This window comes from Lentimicrobium sp. L6 (assembly GCF_013166655.1).
In the GTDB taxonomy this organism is placed as follows: Bacteria; Bacteroidota; Bacteroidia; order Bacteroidales; family UBA12170; genus UBA12170.
Genome location: NZ_JABKCA010000023.1, coordinates 24,298 through 48,389, shown reverse-complemented (window position 1 = coordinate 48,389; position 24,092 = coordinate 24,298). Strand labels below are relative to the sequence as shown.

19 protein-coding genes are annotated in these 24,092 nt (G+C 36.2%); 10 read left to right on the top strand and 9 right to left on the bottom strand.

Going from position 1 to position 24,092, the window contains the following annotated elements; all coding sequences use genetic code 11:
• Positions 1-76 precede the first annotated feature (76 nt).
• From HNS38_RS07785 to HNS38_RS07770, 4 genes are read right to left on the bottom strand one after another with little or no spacing between them, the layout of a single operon-like run.
• Positions 77-1,366, bottom strand: coding sequence for an MFS transporter (locus tag HNS38_RS07785; protein ID WP_172276450.1), 1,290 nt, complete (start codon positions 1,364-1,366; stop codon positions 77-79).
• Between the two features lie 31 nt (positions 1,367-1,397).
• Positions 1,398-1,799, bottom strand: a complete 402-nt coding sequence (locus HNS38_RS07780) for a thiol-disulfide oxidoreductase DCC family protein (RefSeq protein WP_172346244.1) — start codon at positions 1,797-1,799, stop codon at positions 1,398-1,400.
• Positions 1,800-1,803: 4 nt separating this feature from the next.
• Positions 1,804-1,998, bottom strand: a complete 195-nt coding sequence (locus HNS38_RS07775) for a hypothetical protein (RefSeq protein ID WP_172276446.1) — start codon at positions 1,996-1,998, stop codon at positions 1,804-1,806.
• Positions 1,999-2,002: 4 nt separating this feature from the next.
• Entirely contained in the window at positions 2,003-2,572 is a 570-nt protein-coding gene (locus tag HNS38_RS07770) for an isochorismatase family protein (protein WP_172276444.1), read from the bottom strand.
• Positions 2,573-2,723: 151 nt separating this feature from the next.
• On the opposite strand from HNS38_RS07770, the gene HNS38_RS07765 reads away from it, so the two are divergent.
• From HNS38_RS07765 to HNS38_RS07750, 4 genes are all read left to right on the top strand, one after another.
• Entirely contained in the window at positions 2,724-3,473 is a 750-nt protein-coding gene (locus HNS38_RS07765) for a YebC/PmpR family DNA-binding transcriptional regulator (RefSeq protein ID WP_172276442.1), read from the top strand.
• A 15-nt stretch (positions 3,474-3,488) separates the two neighbouring features.
• Positions 3,489-4,721 carry a nucleoside recognition domain-containing protein gene (locus HNS38_RS07760; protein ID WP_172346243.1) on the top strand — a complete coding sequence of 411 codons (1,233 nt, stop codon included), beginning with the start codon at positions 3,489-3,491 and terminating at the stop codon, positions 4,719-4,721.
• Positions 4,722-5,306 carry an SAM-dependent methyltransferase gene (locus tag HNS38_RS07755; protein WP_172346242.1) on the top strand — a complete coding sequence of 195 codons (585 nt, stop codon included), beginning with the start codon at positions 4,722-4,724 and terminating at the stop codon, positions 5,304-5,306.
• Positions 5,307-5,693: 387 nt separating this feature from the next.
• A complete protein-coding gene (locus HNS38_RS07750) occupies positions 5,694-5,942 on the top strand; it encodes a hypothetical protein (RefSeq protein ID WP_172276436.1) in 249 nt (82 codons plus the stop codon).
• Between the two features lie 57 nt (positions 5,943-5,999).
• Here the strand turns inward: HNS38_RS07750 and gpmI are convergent, their stop codons facing one another.
• Positions 6,000-7,523 carry a 2,3-bisphosphoglycerate-independent phosphoglycerate mutase gene (gpmI, locus tag HNS38_RS07745; protein ID WP_172276434.1) on the bottom strand — a complete coding sequence of 508 codons (1,524 nt, stop codon included), beginning with the start codon at positions 7,521-7,523 and terminating at the stop codon, positions 6,000-6,002.
• A 104-nt stretch (positions 7,524-7,627) separates the two neighbouring features.
• On the opposite strand from gpmI, the gene HNS38_RS07740 reads away from it, so the two are divergent.
• Positions 7,628-9,217 (top strand): S41 family peptidase, encoded by a 1,590-nt coding sequence (locus HNS38_RS07740; protein ID WP_172276432.1) that lies wholly within the window; start codon positions 7,628-7,630, stop codon positions 9,215-9,217.
• A 24-nt stretch (positions 9,218-9,241) separates the two neighbouring features.
• On the opposite strand, the gene HNS38_RS07735 is transcribed toward HNS38_RS07740, so the two are convergent.
• Positions 9,242-9,607, bottom strand: a complete 366-nt coding sequence (locus HNS38_RS07735) for a hypothetical protein (protein ID WP_172276430.1) — start codon at positions 9,605-9,607, stop codon at positions 9,242-9,244.
• A 187-nt stretch (positions 9,608-9,794) separates the two neighbouring features.
• Here HNS38_RS07735 and HNS38_RS07730 point away from each other — a divergent pair, with 187 nt between their 5' ends.
• A complete protein-coding gene (locus HNS38_RS07730; RefSeq protein WP_172346241.1) occupies positions 9,795-10,595 on the top strand; it encodes a polysaccharide biosynthesis/export family protein in 801 nt (266 codons plus the stop codon).
• Positions 10,596-10,605: 10 nt separating this feature from the next.
• Positions 10,606-13,080 (top strand): tyrosine-protein kinase, encoded by a 2,475-nt coding sequence (locus HNS38_RS21075; protein WP_172346240.1) that lies wholly within the window; start codon positions 10,606-10,608, stop codon positions 13,078-13,080.
• A gap of 51 nt (positions 13,081-13,131) precedes the next feature.
• Here HNS38_RS21075 and HNS38_RS07720 read toward each other — a convergent pair whose 3' ends face one another.
• The 3 genes from HNS38_RS07720 to HNS38_RS07710 all read right to left on the bottom strand — a co-directional run bounded on the left by HNS38_RS07720 (position 13,132) and on the right by HNS38_RS07710 (position 20,365).
• The gene (locus HNS38_RS07720) at positions 13,132-13,767 is read right to left on the bottom strand and encodes a viroplasmin family protein (protein WP_172276424.1); all 636 of its coding nucleotides are present in this window, start codon (positions 13,765-13,767) and stop codon (positions 13,132-13,134) included.
• A gap of 96 nt (positions 13,768-13,863) precedes the next feature.
• Positions 13,864-15,474 carry a T9SS-dependent choice-of-anchor J family protein gene (locus tag HNS38_RS07715; RefSeq protein WP_172346239.1) on the bottom strand — a complete coding sequence of 537 codons (1,611 nt, stop codon included), beginning with the start codon at positions 15,472-15,474 and terminating at the stop codon, positions 13,864-13,866.
• Positions 15,475-15,556: 82 nt separating this feature from the next.
• A complete protein-coding gene (locus tag HNS38_RS07710; RefSeq protein WP_172346238.1) occupies positions 15,557-20,365 on the bottom strand; it encodes a lamin tail domain-containing protein in 4,809 nt (1,602 codons plus the stop codon).
• A 333-nt stretch (positions 20,366-20,698) separates the two neighbouring features.
• Between HNS38_RS07710 and HNS38_RS07705 the strand changes: the two genes are divergently transcribed.
• From HNS38_RS07705 to HNS38_RS07695, 3 genes are read left to right on the top strand one after another with little or no spacing between them, the layout of a single operon-like run.
• Complete coding sequence (locus tag HNS38_RS07705) at positions 20,699-21,952, top strand: efflux RND transporter periplasmic adaptor subunit (RefSeq protein ID WP_172346237.1); 1,254 nt, start codon at positions 20,699-20,701, stop codon at positions 21,950-21,952.
• Positions 21,940-23,412, top strand: a complete 1,473-nt coding sequence (locus tag HNS38_RS07700) for a TolC family protein (RefSeq protein WP_172346236.1) — start codon at positions 21,940-21,942, stop codon at positions 23,410-23,412. The genes HNS38_RS07705 and HNS38_RS07700 overlap by 13 nt, the downstream gene beginning before the upstream one ends.
• 10 nt (positions 23,413-23,422) lie before the next feature.
• Positions 23,423-24,088 (top strand): ABC transporter ATP-binding protein, encoded by a 666-nt coding sequence (locus HNS38_RS07695; protein WP_172346235.1) that lies wholly within the window; start codon positions 23,423-23,425, stop codon positions 24,086-24,088.
• Positions 24,089-24,092: the final 4 nt, after the last annotated feature.

Below are 24,092 nucleotides of genomic sequence, written 5' to 3'. Positions count from 1 at the left end.
AAAATACATTTTTTGTTTTGAAATTTATTATTCCACAATGTTTCTCGAAGGAGTCATGAAAATGACAAATAAAAAGTTAGCCAATTTTTCGTCTACGATAAGACCATATCATCAATAGAACCGCAATTAAAAGGCAAAGAATAGCAATGCCAAAAGTAATAGTATATCCAAATAATTGATAAAAGATAATACCCACAAGAGGGGCAAAGGCCGCTCTAATCCCAGTAAGTGATAGGTGGACAGCTTGTAAATCACCAGCATCTTTGTCTTTTCCGAAATAGGCTGAACCTATAAACCAAAGCAAAGACATGGTAGCTGCAAAAATGCTGTGAAACAGAATGTAAGCCAGCATCATATAATAGATTTTGATATTCCAAAGGTTTATATTTGCTGGAAAGTATTGGGTTAATGCTAAAGCTAGAATATACAATAACATACTACTAAAAGTGATGACAGCAAATTTTCTGGGATCTATCTTGCCTAAGAGTTTTCCAAAAAATGGCAATATCATAATAGCCAATATGTTGTATGAGTTTTTATAGAAGGCCACTGAAGAATAATTCAAATGTAAAACCTCATCGTAGTAGATGGTAACTACAGCAACGGTGGACATAAAAGCAAAGCCATAAAGCATAAATCCTAATTCGAAATGCAGATAGGGTTTGTTGGTAACTACTAAATTTGTCATTCTTTTAATACTATCCTTTACGGCTACATTAAAGGGCTTTTTAATGATGACATCCTTGTCGGTGTATGGAATTTTCGATAGTAGATGTACCGAAGCAATTCCTATAATGGCAATAATTGGATAAATCCAAGTGAAAGCATAAGGATCAATATCGAGCCATAAACCATAGGCAAAAGTGACCACTAGCATCACAATTTTATTTATAGAGGTGGCATTGGAAAAAAGCCGCCCAAAGTTTTTGTGGCTATAAGTGTTTTTAAGAAATTGATTGATAGTGGGATAGATTATAGGAGCCGCCAGGTAATAGGCTAAGAATATGGCCAAGAAAATCAGGTGATAAATAGAATCCCCATCTAGTGCCGCTTCGCTGCGAGGAAAGAAAAAGAGAAGGACGAGGGGTAGTCGAGTGAGAATGGCTGTTATTCTCAACATCTTGGCTTTGTTTTTGGTTCTCCTGATGAGTTCATTAATAAAAATCAATCCAATAAATACCACCATGCTAAATTGGAAAAGAATTCCCAATTGCATATTGCTACCTTTTAAACTCTTCAGGAAAACGAATTCGTTGAGGGCCAATACACCCAAGACTATGCCTTCTAAAATAGAATAGATAAGGTGAAGCCTGAAAGTATATCTTTCGGCGGGGCTAAGGCCACTCAGTTTTAAGCTGATTTTCATGGCGCCAAAGATAGTTCTCTAATTCATCATTTTATATAAATCTATCAATTAAATTTTCATCGGGAATCATACAAGTATTATACTTTCCAAACCAAGAATATCGGTATTTGGCAATGAGATCATAAATATAGTCTCTGATGGGTTTTGGTAGCATAATAAACACATAGAAAACAGGCCATAAACCATCCAGATTTTTACATATTTTTAAAGCTGCTGTTGATTTGGTGAAAATTTTCCCTTCCTGAATATATAGGATAGAATCGGGGATGGGCTTTTGAATCTGACTTTCTAATAATTCAAAGTTTTTAAAATCTTGCAAAGCTTGGAATCTGAAAATCGCTTTAGAATCTCTGTGGATAATAAAGTTGACCGATGCATGACATAATTTGCATACTCCATCATATAGAATGATATGGGAGTGTTTAGTATTCATTGAATTATTGTTCTTTTTCTTGTTCCGATTTGTTTTTCAAATTCATGCCAGAGATAAACAATAATCCACCAATGGCTATAAATACAGTACCTATTGATTGAGGTGCATCAGTCATGATAGTTGAAAATGCTATTCCTAGAATAGTGACAATCATAGCTCCGTAAAATCTTTTCTGCCAATTGTTTAGGCTTTTTATCATTGTATTATTTTTTATATATTTTCACACCCATCTTTTTATACTTCCTGAAATACTTTTCTTTACTTATTTCGGATCTGGCGAGTATGGCTTCTGGTATCATATACATATCATAATCGTGTTTAACTCCAGATTTTAAAGTGATAAATATACAGCCATCTGCAATAAGTCCAATGACTACAATTTTATGATCGGGGAATTTTAATAGATATTCCTCTAATCCATCCGCTGTGAAAGAGTCACCTTCTGTTTTTATAAAAACATGCTCATTTACTATTTTTAAGTCAGGTTCGAAATTTGGGAAGCTCACGGTGTCAATGGATTTTCCTTTAAAAGATAGAGAAAGTACCAAAGACAAATCTCTAATATAGATTACTTTTTCTTTCTCGAATGACTCAATCACTCCATTAACCTCTTTTAAAAAGTCTTGATAAACTTCTGTTGGAATTTCCTCCTTCACATTCTCAAATTCTTGCACGTCTATAACCATCAAAAGGTAATTGTCATCTTGGCCTTGAGCGGAAAAGCCACAGGAAAGGAGAAAAGCAATACTGATATTTAGAAGTATATTTTTCATAGCGAACTGTTTCGGTTCAAAGATAGTGTATATTTATCAAAATCAAGACCTTGGGATGTTGGTTTCTGAAATTTGGTTTTTAAGTCTAATGCTTCACTAAAATAAGCCACGAATTTTCGTAATTTTACCCATTCAATAAAAAAATAGAAATATGTCAGGACATAGTAAATGGTCAACCATTAAACGCAAAAAAGGAGCAGCAGATGCTAAGCGCTCTAAAATGTTTAGTAAAATTGTTAAAGATATCACTATCGCAGTAAAAGAGGGTGGTAATGATCCTGATTCTAATCCTAAGCTTCGTTTGGCCATTACCAATGCCAAAGGTGTGAGTATGCCCAAGGATAATATCCTAAGAGCGATTAAAAAAGGAGATGATAAAGATTCTAATAACTATGAAGAGCTCACTTATGAAGGATACGCTCCTCATGGAATTGCTGTTTTCCTAGAATGTACTACTGATAATACCCAAAGAACAGTTGCTAATGTTCGAGCGGTATTCAATAAGTACAGTGGAAGCTTAGGAAAAAACGGGTCTTTAAGCTTTATTTTCGATAGAAAAGGATTCTTTAGTCTGGAGCTTGGGGATTTAAATATGGATGATTTGGAATTGGAATTTATTGATGCTGGTGCCGAAGATATAGAAGTAGAAGAGCAACATATAACCATTACTACAGCCATGGAAGACTTTGGTTCTATGATGAAAAAACTAGAGGAGCTCAATATTGAACCAGAATCGGCAGAATTACAGAGAATCCCTGTCACCACAGAAAAATTAGATGTAGAATCAGCCAAAAAAGTATTGAAAATTATTGAGATTTTTGAGGAGGACGATGATGTGTCTAATGTTTATCATAACTTAGAAATGACAGACGAGTTGGAAGAAGCCCTTTCCCAAGAATAAGTCAAACTCATTTTTATGGCTCTTAATTATATTTGGGTATTCTTTTTTCTTTGCGCTTTTGTGATAGCTCTGGTGCGCCTGATATTCTTTGGCGATACAGAAATATTCCCAGCTTTGATGAATAGCACTTTCGTTAATGCCAAAACGGGTTTCGAAATCAGTTTAGGCTTAACAGGAGTCATGACGTTATGGTTAGGCCTAATGAAGGTAGGCGAAAAAGGAGGAATGGTGGCTATTTTAAGTAAGATAGTGGGGCCGTTTTTTAGAAAACTCTTTCCAGATATCCCTGCCGATCACCCTGTAAATGGAAGTATCATGATGAATCTGGCGGCTAATATGCTGGGTTTAGATAATGCGGCTACTCCCATGGGTTTAAAAGCCATGACACAGCTTCAAGAATTAAATCCCAAGAAAGATATAGCCTCCAATTCCATGATTATGTTTTTGGTATTGAATACCTCTGGATTAACCTTGATTCCAATTAGCGTGATGGTGTATCGAGCTCAATTAGGAGCTGCAGATCCATCTGATATTTTTCTACCCATATTGCTTTCTACCTTCTTCAGTACCATGGCTGGAATTATTGCTGTGAGTTTATATCAAAAAATCAACCTTTTCAATAAGGTCATCATAGCCTATATGGGTGGGCTTTCCTTATTTATTGCGGGTATTATCTATTTGTTCTCTGTCTTGCCCCAAGAAAAAGTTTCCGTGTATTCCTCTGTTGCAGCCAATGTAATATTGTTTTCCTTAATCATATCTTTTATTGTATTAGGGCTAAGAAAGAAGATTCATATCTACGATACCTTTATTGAAGGCGCTAAAGAAGGTTTTGGAATTGCTATAAAAATCATTCCATTTCTCGTAGCGATTTTAGTGGCTATTGGCGTTTTTAGAGTGAGTGGCGCCATGGATTATTTAATTGATGGAATAGCCTATTTAGTGCAGTTGGTAGGTTTAAACACCGATTTTGTACCCGCTTTACCCACAGCTTTTATGAAGCCATTATCTGGCAGTGGAGCTAGAGGGGTGATGTTAGAAACCATGAATACTTACGGGGTTGATTCCTTTGCGGGTCGATTGAGTTCTACCATGCAAGGAGCAACAGATACTACCTTTTATATTATTGCTGTTTATTTTGGTTCTGTGGCGGTGAAAAATACCAGATATGCCATTACTGCTGGATTAATTGCAGATTTAGCAGGAGTTATTGCGGCCATATTCATCGCCTATTTATTTTTTGGATAGATGAAGGATAGAGCCGAATATTGGAATCAACAATATATCAACCAAGCCACTGGCTGGGATATGGGATATGCTTCGCCACCAATAATGAAATATTTTGCTTCTGTTAAAGATAAATCACTTCGGATTTTGATACCTGGAGGAGGTTATGCATGGGAAGTAGAGCAATTATGGAAACTAGGTTTTCAAAATGTATTTCTTCTAGATTTTAGTCATAAAGCTTTGACCTTATTTCGGGAGCGTGTTCCCAATTTTCCAGAAGAGCAAATCATAGAAGGAGATTTCTTTAAACACGAATCCAAGTATGATATCATCGTAGAGCAAACTTTCTTTTCTAGTTTTGAGCCTAGTCAACGAGGAAAATACGTGGAACAAGTAGCTTGCTTATTAATGGATGGTGGCAAATTGGTGGGTTTGCTTTTTAATCATGAGTTTACCTTTTCTGGTCCTCCTTATGGTGGTAATCAAGAAGAGTATTTAAAGCTTTTTCAGCCTTCTTTTCATATTAAAACCATGGAGCTTTGTCACAATTCTATTAAGCCTCGTTTGGGTAGGGAGCTGTTTATTCTGCTTTACAAAGAAACGTAATTTCGATGAAAAGCCCTAAACGCTAATTAGGTGCTTACTAATATTCATATCCTCCATATGGTCTCTTTTGCTTTCATACTTTTGCCTCATGATATTTGGAGTCATTATATATTTTGTGTTGTCAATAGCAATAGCTTTTTGGGGAAAACATAGGACCATCGGGTTTCTAAGTAGTCTCATCATAAGTTTATTGTTGACTCCAATTGCTGGATTGTTAGTTGTTGTGAATTCCCAAAAATTAATTCTGTATCACATTGTGCAGCATGAATGTCCGGAGTGTGGTTTTAGTTTCGACGAAAACCATGATTCTTGTCCTTTATGTTTAAAGCAAGGTAAATATGTGGTCTTGAAATCAACAATTGTCCCAACAACTTAAAAATAGATATCATGATAATATTAATTAGCATCGTATTAGTAGTGGTTATTGGAGGCTTAGTGGCCTTCAGAACTCTTAAAAAAGACAATCCCGAATTACGCATCTATCGGAAGCACTACTCTTGTTCCATTTGTGGAGCTGAATTCAACCAAACCCTGGATTATTGCCCAGAGTGTGCCAATGAGAGACAAACAACCGTTTTACTTCACGAGTTCTTTGTTGAAGTAAATGAGGGCAAACAAAAAGTTAGATTAACTTAACCTAAAAAACCTTAGCAAATCGCTAAGGTTTTTTTATTTGTTTTAAATTTAAAGTATTTATACTAATACTTCTCCTGTCATTTCTTCAGGAATATCTAAACCCATTAATGTTAATAGGGTAGGAGCTAAATCAGCCAGCTTTCCATCTTTTAATTCTTTATGTGTTCCATCCATAAGGAAAACAGGAACAGGATTCATGGAATGTGCTGTATTAGGACTTCCATCAGCATTAATAGCATGATCAGAATTTCCATGATCTGCAGTAATCATAACAGAATAATCTAGTTCTCGCGCAGTTTCTGTTACTTTTTGAACGCATTTGTCTACTGTTTCTACAGCTTCTTTAATGGCTTCATAGATACCGGTGTGACCTACCATATCAGAATTTGCAAAATTTAAAATAACCAAATCTGGTTGGTTTTGATTCAATTCTTTAACAATTGCATCGGTCACTTCATAAGCACTCATGCTGGGTTTTAAATCGTAGGTAGCTACTTTAGGTGATGGAATTAAAATCCTCTTTTCGCCTTCAAACTCTGCTTCTCTACCACCAGACATGAAAAAAGTAACATGGGCATATTTTTCTGTTTCTGCAATTCGGATTTGACTTTTTCCAGCTTTACTGATTACTTCACCTAAAGTCATTTTTAAGTCGTCTTTATCAAAGGCAATGTGAACATTTTTGAATTTCTCATCATAACGAGTCATGGTCACATAATAAAGTGGAAGCTTGGTCATGCCTTCTTCTGGCATGTCTTCTTGACTTAAAACAGTAGTGATTTCTCTTAATCTATCCGTTCTGAAATTGAAACAGAAAACCACATCATCAGCTTCTATCTTTGTCAAAGGCTCCTTGTTCTCGTCAACTATCACCGCTGGATTTACAAACTCATCTGTTTTATCTTCGGCATAAGCAGCTTTCATAACCTCCTCAGCAGATTGGAAAGCTTGGCCTTTTCCATGAACCAAAAGATCGTATCCTAGCTTAACTCTATCCCACCTTTTATCACGGTCCATAGTATAATATCTACCACAAACGCTAGCGATTTGAGCTGATGTATCTTTAATATTGGCATCAAGTTCTTTAATAAAGCCTAAACCACTTCTTGGATCGGTATCTCTTCCATCTGTTAAGGCATGAACAAAAACATCTTTCAAACCAGCATCATCAGCCATTTGGCATAATTTTACTAAATGAGCACTCGCAGCATGAACACCACCATCAGAAACCAATCCAATAAAATGCATCTTCTTTCCATTTTCTTTGGCATAAGCTATGGCTTTGGTGATTTCTTCATTCTGCTCGATGCTTTTGTCTTTTATGGCATTATTGATTCTTACCAAATCTTGGAATACGATTCTTCCAGAACCAATATTGAGGTGACCTACCTCTGAATTTCCCATTTGGCCATCTGGTAAACCTACGTGTTCACCATCAGTATGGAGTAGCGCTTGAGCTACATTTGGGTTGTTAAATAAGCTTTTTGTAAAGCTGGTATTCGACTGGTAGATGGCGTCGGCTTTGTCTTTCTTGCCTTGTCCCCATCCATCCATTATGATTAGTATGGCTTTCTTAGTCATTATTTATCAAATTTTTATGGTTAAAATTTTCGCTGCAAAGATAACTTTTCTAAAAATATCTTTTACTTTTGACGGCTAAAAGTCTTAAAAATACTGTTAATAGTATGAATACAACCTGGTGGAATAAAGTTTATACTCCGATAATAATAGCTTTAGTGTTTGTGGTAGGGATGTCTGTTGGAAGGCATTTTTTAAGTGAAGGAAGCAATAGCTATGGAGGAGCAGCAACAAAAGTAGATCGTATTCTGAATTATATAGAACACGATTATGTGGATAGTGTTGATTTGGCTGATATGGAAAAACAAGCCATAAATGAGTTGATCAAAGAGTTAGATCCTCACTCCTCCTATATCACTCCTGAGAACTATCACTATGTGGTGGATCCTTTATTAGGAAATTTTGATGGGATTGGAATTCAATTCCGAATGATCAGAGATAGTTTAACTGTGATGCTCCCTTTGGAGGGTGGTCCATCCTTAAAAGCAGGAATTAAAGCTGGTGATAAAATAGTGATAGCTGATGGGGATACTATCGCTGGTCAAAAGATGAATTCTGATGATGTGATTAAAAGACTAAAAGGTCCACGAGGAAGCGAAGTTGACTTGTTTGTTCATAGAAGTCATATCGATACGCTGCTGCCATTTACCATTATTCGCGATAAAATCCCTACTTATAGTCTTGATGCATCTTTTATGGTCAATGATAGTTTGGGATATATAAAGATAAGCAAGTTTTCAGCTACCACCATTGAGGAGTTTGATGAAGCCATGGCCGACTTATTGAAATTAGGAATGGAAGCTTTGATTCTAGATTTACGTGGGAATAGTGGTGGTTATTTAAGAGCAGCCATTGCCATGTCAGATACTTTCCTCGAGGATGAATCATTAATAGTTTATACCAAGGGAAAGAACCGTCCTGAAAAAAGATACTTAGCTGATAAGAATGGCGCTTTTGAGGAGGGCGCTTTATTTATTCTTATCGATGATAATTCAGCTTCAGCCTCCGAAATTGTAGCTGGAGCCATACAAGATAACGACAGAGGAACTATTGTTGGAAGGCGTTCCTTTGGTAAAGGATTAGTTCAGGAACAAATGGATTTTGAGGATGGTTCTGCATTAAGATTAACAGTAGCTCGGTATTATACTCCTACAGGAAGAAGTATACAAAGACCCTATGACAAAGGCTCTGAAGCTTATTATGCCGACCATTATCACAGAATGCTCGATGTGGACAAGTCAGATAGTTTAATAGTGCAAGATACTACCAAATATGTGACTCCTCAGGGTAAAGTGGTTTATGGAGGAGGTGGCATCATGCCAGATGTAGAAATTCCATTTGACACCATTTTTAATTATTATTTCTATAATAGAGTGATTAGAAATAGTATTGTGGTGGAAAATGCAATAGATTTTTATAATGAGCACAGAATGCAAATAGATGCTTTTGAAAATATGGAAGCTTTTGCTAAAGAATTTGTATTACCGTCTTCAGTATATAAAAATATTGTAGCCATAGCAAAATCGCAAGACATTGAAGGCAAACAAGAAAATATAGAGAAAAGTGAACAAATGCTGATGAATACTTACAAAGCCGAGTTGGCTCGGTTGGCGTTTGGCGAAAAAGCCTATTTCTACGTATACCTTCAGGAAGATGAAATGTATGAGAAAACAGTGGAATTATTAAGTGATAACTAGTTTGATGTCCCCTTATTGTATGCATTAGTCCACGTAATCTTTTCTTTTCACGATGACGATTTCTTCATGGCTCAATTCTAAATAACCATAATCGTAGCAAAAAACATATTGTTGCCCTTTTTTGGTTAAGTATACATTGGTATGGTAAAGAAAATTAAACCCTTCGCTGGTCATCTGTCCTCTGGTGGATTTTGACTTGGAATAGGGGCATAGTTTGGCTAGAATCCTCCGGTTTCTTCTTAGTGTATTGTTAATATTTCTAATGAAATTGGTAGAATCACTATTTAGCTGATTGTTATAGGCGTTTCGGCATAAATCGGAGCAGTATTTTTGGTCGGATCGGCCTTGCAGCTCATAGCCGCAATTTAAGCATTGACGTTTTTTATTCATGGATAAATAATTTGATCATAAAGATAAATAAAATTATAGAAAACCAGGGGCCTTTATCCTAGAAATTGAATGGATTAAATTTTGAGTTTTGGGAAAATTGACTAAATTTGCCATGTTAAGAAAAAGGATCTGTCCACACTATTCTAGCTCTGAACCATCAAGAAAACAAAATTATAATTGGTATTGAATGAAACGTAAAATTAACTATTCCCTCATTACTGGATTAAAAATAATTGCAATTTTAATTATATTTAGTTCCTGTATCCCCCAAAAGAAGATAAAATACATGCAGCCAACGCATGAAGATAGTACCAATCGGACTGCTTTTGCTACCCCTGCTTATCAAGAGTACCATCTAGGAATTGGTGATAACCTCTATGTTAAAGTTCGTAGCTTGGATGCCAAATCAAATGATTTCTTTAATAATATGGGCAGTAATAGTAATAATAACTCGGGTTATAATGATGCAAGTATTTATTTGAACAGCTATAATGTTGATCAGGAAGGAAATATTATTTTTCCTTTTGTAGGACCCATCAATGTGATTGGGTTGACCTTAAATCAAACTCAAGAGAAAATTGCTGGAATACTTAATGAATACCTTAAAGAGACCACAATTATTGTTAAGCTCGTTAACTTTAACATTACTTTTGTAGGTGAGATAAAGAAACCTGGAGAGTATAAAATTTACCAAGACAATATCAGTATTTTCGAAGCTGTGGCTCTAGCTGGAGATATTACAGATTATGGTAATAGAAATGAAGTGAAACTGATGCGTAAAACTGATGATGGTACCGCATTACATATATTGGATTTAACTCGTGAGGATATTCTAGAATCCCCTTACTTTTATTTGAAGCCAAATGATGTAATTTATATTGAGCCATTAAAAGGAAAACAATTTGCATTCTCCACATTTCCATATGCATTATTGTTCTCGACCATTACCACACTTATTGTCCTATTAACTTTCATACAAGTAAAATAAAATCTGTATCGTGAACGAAAATTATAACCCGCAAGATATTTATCAAGAAGAAGCAGTAGATTATAAAGCTTTGTTTTTTAAGTTTTATCGTCATTGGTATTTCTTTGTAGTGACCATCTTTATAGCATTAGTTATCGCATTTCTATTTAATAAGTATACTAAGCCTATTTATGAAGTTTCTACTACACTTTTGATAGAAGACAAAAGTGCTGGTGATGCACAATCGCTGCTAGGTTTAGGTTTTAGAAACAATATGCAAAATCTGGAAAATGAGATAGGTAAGTTAAAGTCTTATAAGCTTTCACACCAGACTATTAAGATGTTAGACTTTGAAGTTTCTATATTTGGAGAGGATAATTTTATTTCTAAGGAGTTGTATACAGAGGCTCCTTTCAAAGTAGAATTTGATAATAATCATATTCAAACCTTAACTTTAAATTTTAATATAAATATCAATTCACTAACTGAATTTACATTAGCATGTGATGGTGAGAATTTGGATTTATATGATTATTCAACAGATAAAAAAATTGAAGATCAAAATCTAAAGCTCATCAGTATTAATGAGAACCATCGTTTTGGAGAATGGATAGAATCAGAATATTATAGATTTAGATTAATATTGACCCCTAAATTCGATCCTGAAAAGAATTTGAATCAAAAGATGTATTTTGTTTTCAATAGCACTGATGGATTAGTTGGGAGGTATAAAGGATTTGAGATTGAACCTATCAATAAAGAATCCTCTATTATTGAAGTTAAGCTCAAAGGAAGTAATAAAGATAAGTCGGTAGATTTCTTGAATATGCTCACCAGAGTGTATTTAGATATGGAGTTAAACAAGAAAAATAAGATTGCTGAGCGAACTATTGAGTTTATTGATGAGCAATTGGTATCTATCAGTTCTAACCTCGATTCAGCAGAGTATAATCTGCAAATATTCAGAACCGAGAATGATGTGATGAATATGGATTTTCAAACCACTCAGGTTTTTGAACAAATGGCCACTCTTACAGAGAAAAAAGCTGAGCTTTTATTAAGCGATAAATATTATCAAAGTCTTAAAAACTACATTATAGAGAATCAGGATAAAATTGATGATATTATTGTGCCATCTGCATTAGGAATTAACGATGCTGTTACTAGTAGTTTTGTGCAAATTTTAATTGATTTATATCAGGAAAGAGCAGAATTATTGTATAGTGCCACTGATATTAATCCAGCTGTCATTCAAGTAGATATTAAAATCAATAGTCAGAAAAGAGCATTGCTAGAGAATATTGATAACTTGGTAGAGTCGTCGCAGATATCACTTAATGATATCGATGAGAGAATTGAATTATTGGCAACCGAAGTAAACAAACTGCCATTAACTCAGAGAACTCTTTTTAACATGGAACGTCAATTTCAATTGAGTAATACCATGTATGTGTTTTTATTAAAGAAGCGCTCAGAAGCTCAAATTACAGCTGCTTCTAACCAACCTGACAACGAGATTGTAGATCTGGCCCGTAAGAGTGCTGGAGGGAGCCCTGTTTATCCAAAGAAATCACTTAACTATTTAATAGCACTAGTTTTAGGTGTTGTTCTTCCGGTGGGATATATTCTTGGTAAAGACTTTATGAATGACAAAGTGATTGAAAGAAAAGATGTAGAGAGTTTGACTAAACTCCCCATTATAGGTCATACCATTCATAGCAGTAAAGAATCAAAGATTGTTGTAGCTACTTCACCTAAGTCTTCCATTGCGGAGTCCTTTAGATCGATTAGAACCAATCTTCAATATATGGCAAAAGGGAAGGAACAACAGACTATATTGATTACTTCGGATATGGTTGGGGCAGGTAAAACCTATTCTTCTATCAATATGGCCTCCATTTATGCCATGTATGGAAAGAAGACCTTATTGATGGGATTTGACTTGAGGAAGCCAAAGATTTATCAGGATTTTGGTTTGTCCAATACAGAGGGAATTTCTTCCTACTTAATCAATAAAAGTAGTTTTGAAGATATCGTTCAGAAATCTTCTATCGATAATCTTGATATTATTATGTCTGGTCCCGTACCACCAAATCCTGCCGAGCTTATTGCTTCAAGTAAAACAGATGAGCTTTTTGAAAGATGTAAAGAAATATATGATTATATCATCATTGATACTCCTCCAGTTGGTTTAGTAACTGATGCTTTCCTTTTAATGAAGCATACAGATATTACATTGTTTATCGTCCGACAAAACTTTACCCATAAAAAGGTATTTGCTAGTATCATTAAGGATATAGAGCAAAGGAACATTCCAAATGTAAATATCATGATTAATGATGTTCGTCTCTCTAGAAATGCTTATGGCTATGGTTATGGCTATGGTTACGGCTACGGATACGGTTATGGCTATGGTTACGGCTACGGATATGGCTATGGTTATTATTCTGATGATAAGGATGTAGAGAAACCTAGTTTGTTGAAGCGAGTTTTTCAGAAGTCATAAAACGGATAACAAAATGCAAAAAAAAGGCTGAATCTTAAGATTCAGCCTTTTTTATTTCCTTCCAAAGTCTGCAGGTATTTCTCCCCAGGTTCTGGTTTCCCATTTTAGTATTTCTGTGGTAAAAGAGTTGTCATGAAGCCAAAAAAGGGCTCTGTCCACCAGTTGAAAGAGCTTTTCAGTTTGTTGGTTTCGAGGCAGATTGGTTTTGATTTGTTTTCGTTTAACCCATGACATTGCCGTTCTCGAATCTGTGTAAATGGGCATGGTCAGTTTGTTCTTCTTTAAATAAGCCAATGCATGAACCAAGGCTAAAAACTCTCCAATATTTACCGTAGCCACAGGGAAAGGGCCTAAATGAAAAACTTTGGTTTCTGTTTCGGTAAAAACCCCTTGATACTCCATGATTCCAGGATTTCCACTGCAGGCAGCATCAACGGAAAGACTGAAAAGATTAGGTTTTTCATCCTCTGGGAGAATCAGTTCTTTTAGGTTCTTCTTTCCCTTTTTACCAATGTAATTAGAAGGGTTTTCTCGATATGCCTTCGAGGCTTCCTCACCATTATCGAATGATTTATAGATAGGACTGGGGTAGCCATTAATATGTTGTTGGCATTCAGCCCAGCTCTCGTATATGCCAGGATGGTGTCCTTTCCAAACGACGTAGTATTTTTGTTTTTTCTTTGCCATAAAAATAAGGAACAAAAATAGCTATAAAAGCATCATTTTGTTCCTTATATCAAATTAATTCTTAACAGGCTCAATCGAGCATATATAAGAAATAAATTATTTCTTAATTACAGAAACAGTTTTTGTATTTCCTTGTCCTGTTAATTGAACTAAATAAACACCATCATTCTGATTTTGAATATCTAAGTTTATTAATTGCTCTGAAGAAATAGTTTCATAAACCAATTCTCCTAAGATATTATAAACACTGATGTTCAACTTGGTTTGTTGAGTATTGTTTATATTATAAACTCCATTACCAGGGTTAGGATAAACATTAATAGCTGTTAATTCTTCTTCATTAACTGAGCTAGACATAGTACCAGTTAACAATAGATTATCTAATTCCCAAGTAGCAGCACCAGATGTAGTAGAGGTGTATTTAAATGCTATATTTACTGTTCCAGTGTAGGAGTCAAGATCAATTTCACCAGAATTAACATAATCCCAAGATCCACCAGGGCTAGCCTCGAAGGCTAATTCAGTCCAAGTAGCTGTAGTAACGTCATCAGTATAGTCAGATGAAATATAGAATAACATTTCAGGGCCATCATAATTCATTGCATTATCGAATGAAAAAGTGATGTTTGAATAGGTATCAAAGTCATATGTTGGTGAAACTAACCAATCTTCATTGTCAAATGCACCACCATCATAACCTGCCATCTTAGCACAATTGCCAGGGTTTCCATAAGCTACAACTTCCCAAACTTGGGCGCCATTTACGTTGATGCCAGACCAGTCACCTAACGTGTTGTCTTCAAAGTCAACGAAATCAATAATGGATACATCTGGCATTGTTAAAGATGCAGCAGGAGCACTACCATCAGTTTTATAATCGATATCAGCACCACTATTGGTATAAGGGAATATGATGAAAAAGTATTCTGTAGCAGGTGATACGCCAGAGAAAGAAGCAGACTGACTACCAAAAGCAACATTTAAAACAGCGGTTCCGTCAGAAAGATCTGCATCATCGGCTACTGGCGTTCCGTCTACAGGTACAGTGAAGTTTGCTGAAGTAGAAGCCATTACTAAATAAAACTGAGGAAGCTGTCCACCTTCAGAATCAGTCCAAGAAGCATTAACAGCAGCACCATTTGCGGCAGCAGCAAAAGCTGTTGGGTAATTAGTGGGTTCTGGCTTGATAGCATTATCAATGATAAAACTACAGTTGTCTACTAAGATTTCGGCATCACCATCCCAGTTATCCGATACGTCATAGAAACGAATTTGATATGTGGCAGTAGTTGCCCCATCGGGAACTGTTCCTTCATAACTGATCATTTGCCAGCTGCCCATATCTTCACTGTATTCACCATAATAGTTATCAGCACCTTCGAATAATACAGAAAGACGAGCTCGTCCTGCAACATCATTATCATATATATAAACGCTTGTAGCTATAGGATCGCCAGCGCTTACGGCAAACGTGTTGGATTGAAGATTTTGATTATCTTGGCTGGTAAATACAACCTGACAACTAGAACTTCCCTCTTGTACGTTTGTAGTATTCTGTGATAGGGTAATGGCATCACCAGCGGTTACCCATGTGTCAGGTTGTCCACCGGTCCATGTTTCAAAACCTGGGTTTTCAATAAGATTTTGGGCATTTAATCCCAAGGTAGCTATTAATAAAGCTGCCCATACAAAAGTAAATTTTTTCATATGCATAATGTTTAATTAGTTTTTGTAAATAAAGCTATCGCAAAGATAAAAAAACATTTTGCGACAGCTTTATATGATTTATTTATTGTTTGATAATTCTCATGGTTTTGTATTCACCATCTATACTCAATTGTAACAGATAGATACCGCTTTCTTCTCTAGTTAAATCAATAACTTCATGTGATAGTACTGAATGCTTCTCGTAAACTAACTTACCAAGTACATTATATACCACGGCAGAGATTTCATTATTAGAGGGGTTTTCTAATGTGAATAATCCAGTAGATGGATTAGGCATAATTGAAATTTCTGCTAAAGTTTGTTCAGCAATACCAACACCTACTCTAATATACTCTTCCAACGTGATGGTGTGACTTCCTATAGCATTTGTTACTGTTAAAGTCACATCAAAATCACCAGCCATAGCATATGTAATTGATGGATTTGGCTCTGTCGAACTTCCTGGTGTACCACCTTCAAATGTCCATTCAAAAGATTCAGCATTACAAGTGGATAGTTCTGTGAATTCTACCTGGCCACCAACACTGGGTAACTGATCGTTGGCTGTGAAATTTGCAACAGCTACGGGGCCGGTTCCTGGAGTGCCGTATATAGCATCACCATTGGTATTATCGGCTAAATAGTTTACTGATGCATGCCAATTCTCACCCACTGAGTTTTCTGCTTCTGGATCACAAATAGTAATAGAAGGTCCTGTTCCATCTCCATCCTCTGGCCATGGAGTCATATCACTATAAGGAACTGAATCTACTGTAATGCCTGAGGCAGAAATAATCTTAATTAACTCTCCGCCATTACTCAGGCTTCCAGATGTCCACTCTATTGCAGTAACACCTAAGGTGTTTTGCATAGCATTGGCATTTTTAGCAATAACAAGATAATCATTAATGGCTAAACTCATATTAGGGAAAGTAAACTCTACTCCATCAGAGAAGGTATAACCCAATAGGTTTACAATATTAGCTGAGTTATTATAGATTTCAATATATTCTAATGAATCATCACCAGATTCTGGTGGGTTGTACATGATTTCAGTAATCACTAAATCTCCAACGGTGGCTGGTAATACAGTGATATAATCTGTTTTCACCATTTCATCATCACCAGCTGTGTTTTCTACAAATAGGGTTACATCAAAAATGCCAGGTGCATTATATGTAACACTTGGGTTTTGTAATGAGGAAGAAACTGGCGTTCCGCCTTCGAATGTCCAGCTGTAAGTAACAGGTTCGTTTTCAGAAAGGTCAGTGTACAGAACACTTTGTCCAACGAATATCGTAGTCAGATTCGCAGAAAAATTAGCAATTGGAGCAATAGTTGGATCTATTACTTCAATATAATCTACCATCTCTATGGTGTGACTACCTATAGCATTGGTTACGGTTAATGTCACATCGAAAACACCTTCATTGTCGTATGAAACTACAGGATTCTCATCACTGGAAGTACTCGGTGTTCCTCCTTCAAATGTCCATTCAATACTAGTGTAATTACAAGTAGATAGGTTTGTAAACTGAACATCTTCTGTGATAAATATAGAGGTTTCGTTTGCTGAGAAATGAGCTACAGGAGCTGAAGCAGTTCCAGGAGACCCATAAATAGCATCACCAGCATTATCTGTTAAATACTTTGTGGAGGCGTGCCAGTTTTCACCAATTGAATTCTCTACTTCAGGATCACAAATGGCGATAGAAGGTCCGTTACCATTACCATCTTCTGGCCATGGGCTAGATATTGCATAAGGAATAGAGTCGATAGTTATACCTGTTGGAGAGCTTAATTTGATTAATTCACCACTATTACTTAAACTTCCCGAAGTCCATTGTAATGCAGTAATACCTAAAACAGTTTGCATGGCATTAGCATCTTTGGCAACTAATACATAGGCTCCACTTGCAAGATCCATTGTAGGGAATGTGTATTCGATACCTGCAGTAAAATTATAACCTATTAGGTCTACTGTTTCTTCAGAATTATTATAAATCTCAATATATTCCAAAACATCATCACCAGCTTCTGGCGGATTGTACATGATTTCAGTAATTACTAAATCACCTAATGTGGCAGGCAATACTGTGATATAATCCATTTCAACCAGTTCATTAGAACCACCACCATTGGCAACAGTTAATGATACATCATAAATCCCAGCTGTGCTATAAGAAATATTAGGATTTTGATTGCTTGATGTTGCAGGAGTTCCGCCTTCAAATGTCCATGAATAAGTATCTGGATCATTAGCTGATGTACTGGTAAACTGAACACTTTGTCCAACGAAAATGGTAGTTAGGTTGGCAGTGAAAGCAGCAATAGGAGGGGTGATTGGATCAACAACTGTGATATAATTCGTTTTGGTTTCTGTATTATTATCATCATCAGTTGAGATGGTAAGAATTACATCATAAACACCAGCAGTATTATAAACGATATCTTGAGGGTTCTGACTAGTTGAACTTGAGGGAGTCCCACCTTCGAATGTCCAAGACCAAGAAGTAGGGTTTCCTGTAGAAAGGTCTGTGAAGTCAATACTTTGTCCTGTTTCTATACTTGTTGAACTAGCAGAAAACTCAGCAACTAGAGGAGCTACACCACAACTTGCCATAGGCGTTCCATAGATATCTATAGCTTCATCTCCAGTTCCAATTGTTGTTAAGAACTCTATACTTATGCTCCAATTGGCAGGGTCGTTATTGGCTAGACCTGGATTACAGAAACGAATCGATTTACCATCTTCTAATGATGGCCAATCTCCGCCAGTTCCATAATCTACATAACTAACTACATTACCTAATGGATCTGAAAGTTCGATTTCTTCTCCGCTATTGCTGAGGCTATTAGAAGTCCATTCTTCAGCGTTAACACCAAGTAATTCTGAAACAGCATCAGCGTCTCTTGCAAGTAGTAAATAAGCTCCGGATCCTATTGAAACATTACCAAAAGTATGAACCACACCTTTAGACATTGTGTAATTTTCAAGGTTTATAGCTGTTGAACCATTATTATAGAACTCAATATATTCTAGTGAATCTTCACTTCCACCCATTGCTTTATACATGATTTCAGAAATAACAATTTCTGGAATGATGACCTCTAAAACATTGAAAGCTGCACTTGAGCCAGATTCTAAACCTCCACCAGATACATTTAATATCACGCCATTTTCATGAGGGCCATAAGTGACACCACTAATAGTAATGGTACTAGTTCCTGCAGCAATGGTTCCTGTTAATGTTCCACCTAAGTTACCTGAACCCGTTCCCAAGGAAAGGCTAATGGCTAAATTAGCATCCACATTGGCAGCAGCACCATCGTCATCTTGAGCTTGAACAGTCACTGTAAAGGCTTGATTTTCGTAAACTGCATTTCCACCATTGATAGAGGTGATGTCTAATTGAGTGGCTGGGTTTGCAGATGATGCAGGATTGATATCTAAACTGCTTCTGCTGGTTACGAAGTTTTCATCTTCATCATCGTTCTCAGGGTCAGTGGTATTAGCTAACATTATTAGGTCTTGAGCTCCAGCAGGGATTGCAGTTCCAATATAATCTACATCATAAAAAGTAGTTCTGAAATTAAAAGAACCTTTGCTTCCATCAGTTATAGCGTATATTGTTCCGTTTTCAAAATCAGCTCCAGCATCAACAAATATTGCATTCTCAACTTTTATTAATTCAGCTTGATAATCTTGAAAATCACTTAATAAATCGTCTAATGTAACTACTTCAGGTGTAATAGAGTTTGCTGTTGAACTTGCAGCACCAGGATCTGAAATAGGAATAAATTGAAGCATTCCTTCATATAAATTCAGACTTCCAATAATTCCAGTAATTCCATCATAGAGGTCGTAAGTTGTTGTTATATTTCCATCAAGGTCATCAATGAAGATGGCAGCAGTAGCATCTTGAATATATTTTTGGCCTCTATATGACTGTTGATAAGTTAAAATGGCTTCTCCTGTTAATTGATAATAATCATCTCCCACAGTTTGACTTCTTAATTGAGAAATATTTGAAATATCAGTTACCGATGGGAAAGCATAATTGTTAGTGGCAATAGCACTTTCAGTTAAGCCTGTTTTATAGGCTCTTGCTTTAACTGTTTTGTTTGAACTTACAGAGAAACCAGCAGTGTATAATGTAGAAGATTGAGTTGGATTACTACCATTAGTAGTGTAATAAATGGCTGCATCATCTGTTCCACATGTCATGGTCACGGTTATTGGGGCAAAATAATCACCAGAAGCTGGGGAAATGATAGGTGTAGAAACTGTAGTTGCAGCTCCTGCTGTATATGTTCCAACTGGGAAAGGTGTTGCAGAAGTTGCATTCGTTAGGCTTCCTTCACCATCCCATACATTAGGGCCGCTATAAGAGAAGTTGCCTAGTTCAAAATTACTACCATCAGGCCCAGAACCATTAGTTCTATAAGCCCAACCATCAAGGTATTCCCAAGGTTGTCCTGAACCACTTTGGTTGATATCACCAAATACATCTATTACTGTACTATTCATAAATAACTCTACTGCATCATCTCCATTTATCGCCATAGAACCATCAGTATAATTAGGTGCAAATCCAAACCAATTGGCGAATTCTACATCTTCGGTGGCAACATAGATAAAGCTACCTGCAGAGGCAGCATCAGCTGGGAAAGTAAATTCTTCTCCGTCAGAACCTCCGCCGTTATTTGCAGATCCTAAGCCATAAACACTTAAGTCTGCAATGTTAACTAGAACGTAAAGTTCAACACCTTTTGGTGTTCCACCGGAACGTGGACCATCATAGACACCTGAGATGACAAGATCTTGAGCTTGTGAAGACGTCCCGATAAACATCAAAAGCATCAGTAAAAGAGTAGTAAATTTTTTCATCATTTGTATTTTATATTTAGAATTAGTTTCTTTTCTTTCTATCCTCATTTCTAGTGAAAAGGGCATCAAATTTACTAAAAAATGAGATGCAAATTTATAGCTATATCATAAAACTTAATGCAATGTTCTATTTCTTCATGAAAAATTAATCTCAGCTATATGTCAATACTTATAGTCATTTATTTTGAGCTTTTAATCAAGTTTTTTTAAGAATGAACACCTTGCCCATTATTGGGCAGTTTTTTTTACCCTATAATTCATACCCGTCTGTATATGTATGTGTTAGGGGTTTTGGCATTTGAATTGTAATAAGCCTATCAAATTCTAATAGACATGGATAGAGAACTTTCTAAAGATTTTGTGATAGCAAAAAGGAAAAAACGTTTGATTAAATTTTCAATAATAATTGTCATTATCATACTTCCTATTTGGTATATCATTGACCATATTAAGCCCAGTGTTGAGTTGAAAAAGGTCCTTTTGAGCACAGTTTCTGTTGGTGAGGTGGAGAATTCATTTTCCAGCAATGCCACCATTGAACCTTATTATCAAGAATTACTGACTTCCTCAATTTCAACGGAGATTCTAGAGATTAATAAAGCAGCTGGTGATATAGTTGGACCAAACGATACTCTGTTTATTCCTAATGTGGAGGATTTAATATCTCAGAAAATTCAAATTGAAAGAGAAATTGCTTTGAAGTTAAATAGTATTTCCAGAAGCCAAGAGGAGTTGCAGCAGAAACGAAGAGCATTGAGAAATAATCTAAAGAAAGACTCTATCCAATTGCAGCAATTGCAATCGCAACTAGAAAAAGAAAAATACCTATTTAATATTGGAGGAGGTTCACAACAAAAAGTGGATCAAGCACAAATAGATTACCAGCTTTCTTCCATCAATCGGAATAACCAAAAAGGGGAGTTTGAGTCTTTTAAAAAACTGCAAAAGTTAGATTTAGAGCGCATGGAGTTGGAGCTTCAGCTGAAGAAGCAAGAAAAGATGAAAATGGAAACCTTGATTAGTCAAGCTTTTGTTCAGCCCAAGATTAATGGAATTATCACTTCTATATTGGTTCAACCTGGAGAACATGTAAGCGAGGGGCAGGCATTGGCCCATGTGGCCGATGCTCAAAGGTTTAAAATTGAAGGAAGCATCTCTACTCGTTATGCCGATAAGGTATATGTGGGACAAAAAGCTTTGGTGGATATTAATGACAGTATACTCCATGGACTCGTCACTGCTATTTCACCATCTGTTGATAACGGAAGTATTTCTTATACTGTAAATCTCGAAAATCCTCAACACAGACTCCTCAAGGCCAAATTAAAAGTAGAAGTGAGGATTATTCTTTCGGAGCAAGAAAACAGGCTTCGTATTGCCAATGGGGATTATTATTTTGGACCTGGATATACCGACTTGTTCGTGAAAATGGGAGATCAATTAGAAAAGAGAAAAGTAAAACTAGGTGGAGCAAACTTCGATTTTGTAGAAGTGATTGCTGGATTACAAGAAGGAGAAATCGTTATCATTAGTAATGCCTTTAATGAAAAACATAAAAAATACAATTCATTATCATGGAGCGAATAATCAGATATATTGGGATTTTAGGAATGGTATTCCTTGCTTACTTCAGTTCTAAGGCTCAGGTGGTTTTAAGTCTTGAAGAAGTAGTGGAGATAGCAAGAACCGAAAATCTCAGCGCTAGAAAAGCTTATGTGACAAAGAAAAATGCTTATTGGAATTGGCAAATACATCAGTCTAATTTAAAGCCTCAGTTGAGATTAGATACTCAAATTACAGATTTTACAAAAGGAGTGACTCCCGTAAATCAAGAAGACGGAAGCATTGCCATTAAAACCATAAATCAGAATTCCAGCAATGCCAACCTTTCCTTGCTTCAACCTTTGCCTTTTATTGGAGCAGAAATATTTATGAGTTCTTACCTCTATCGTTTTGATAATTTCAGTTCTAAAACTCATAGTTATAGCTCTCAACCATTGGAACTTGGAATTCATCTACCAGTATTTCGTTTCAATCAATTGAAATGGGATAAGAGGATAGAGCCTGTTTTGTATGTGGAATCTCAAAAAGAATACGATAGAAATCTAGAATTATCTGCATATATGGCAGTGGATATGTTTTTCCAAAATTTGAGCGATCGACATGAATGGACTATGGCCAATGCCAATATGGAAATGAATACGGAATTGTTTCGGATTACAGAGGAAAGGTTTAATCTAGGTCAGGTTTCAAAGGATGAATTGTTACAAGTGAAGTTGATGCTGGTAAATGCCAAAAAGAGTTTAAAAGCCGCACAGGTAAGAATGGAGAATTCAGCCTTACGATTACTTACTCATCTTTCTTTAGGTGATGTTGAAGGTTTTCAACCCCAAATCCCTTCTGTCATACCAGATGTGGAGATTATAACTGAGGAGGCCATCAAATATGCATTGGAGTATAATCCGGAAAGTATCGCATTCAAAAGAAGATTGCTCGAAGCAGATCAAGAAGTAGCCAGAGTAAAAGGAGCAACCGGAGTAAATGGAAGTGTATTTGCCACCATTGGTTATGGTTCTAATTTCGATGAGTTGCCACAATGGGATCAAGACCTGAACCAACATGCAGCAGTACAAATTGGACTGGCCATTCCTATCATTGATTGGGGAAGAACTTATGCCGCACGCAAACAAGCTTCCATGAAAAAGGAATTGGAGGAGACATCGGTATTGCAAGAGCAAATAGATTTTGAGAATGAAATAGTGAGTTTGGTGAATGTGGTTGATATGTTGAAAGAGAATATAGAAGTGGTAGAAGAAGCAGAAAGCATTGCCCAGGAAAGATATGAGATTGCTTATAAACGATATATGGCAGGCGACCTGAGTGTTTTGGAGTTAAGTATGGCTCAGAAAGAAAAGGATTATGCTAGCCGCGATCTATTGTCGGCAAAAGGAAGCTTTTGGGTGAATTATCACCGATTGAGGATGATTACCCTTTACGATTTTGTCAATCAGGAAGCATTAGTAAGTCAATTAGAAACAGAAATTTAAATATACCATCATGATACAATTAAAGAGTGTTCAGAAAATTTATCGAACCCGAAATATAGAAACTATTGCATTAGAGCAAGTAGATTTGGAGATTAAAAAATCTGAGTTTGTCTCCGTTATGGGACCTTCGGGTTGTGGTAAGAGTACTTTGCTCAATATCATGGGTTTGTTGGACAGGCCTACAGAAGGTGAAATCAGTATTGCTGAAACCAGAATAGTAGGCCAAAAAGACAAAAAGCTAGCTCAGTTTAGAAATGAAAAAATAGGATTTATCTTTCAGCGTTTTCACCTCATTAATTCCCTTAATATTATTGACAATGTGGAGCTTCCATTACTTTATCGTAATATTTCTGCATCTCAAAGAAGAAAGATAGCGCAGGAAACATTAGAAAGAGTTGGGCTTTCGCACCGAATGAAGCATTTCCCTTCGGAATTGTCAGGAGGACAGTGTCAGAGAGTGGCTATAGCAAGAGCTATTTCTGGAAAACCAGATATACTTTTGGCAGATGAGCCAACTGGAAACTTGGATTCTCAGATGGGTCATGAAATTATGGAAATCCTCCATCAACTGAATACCGAAGGTAAAATGACCATAGTTATGGTGACCCACGATGAGCATTTGGCCAAGCAAACTAATCGCATCATCCGTTTCTTCGATGGTAGACAAGTCAATTAAAAAC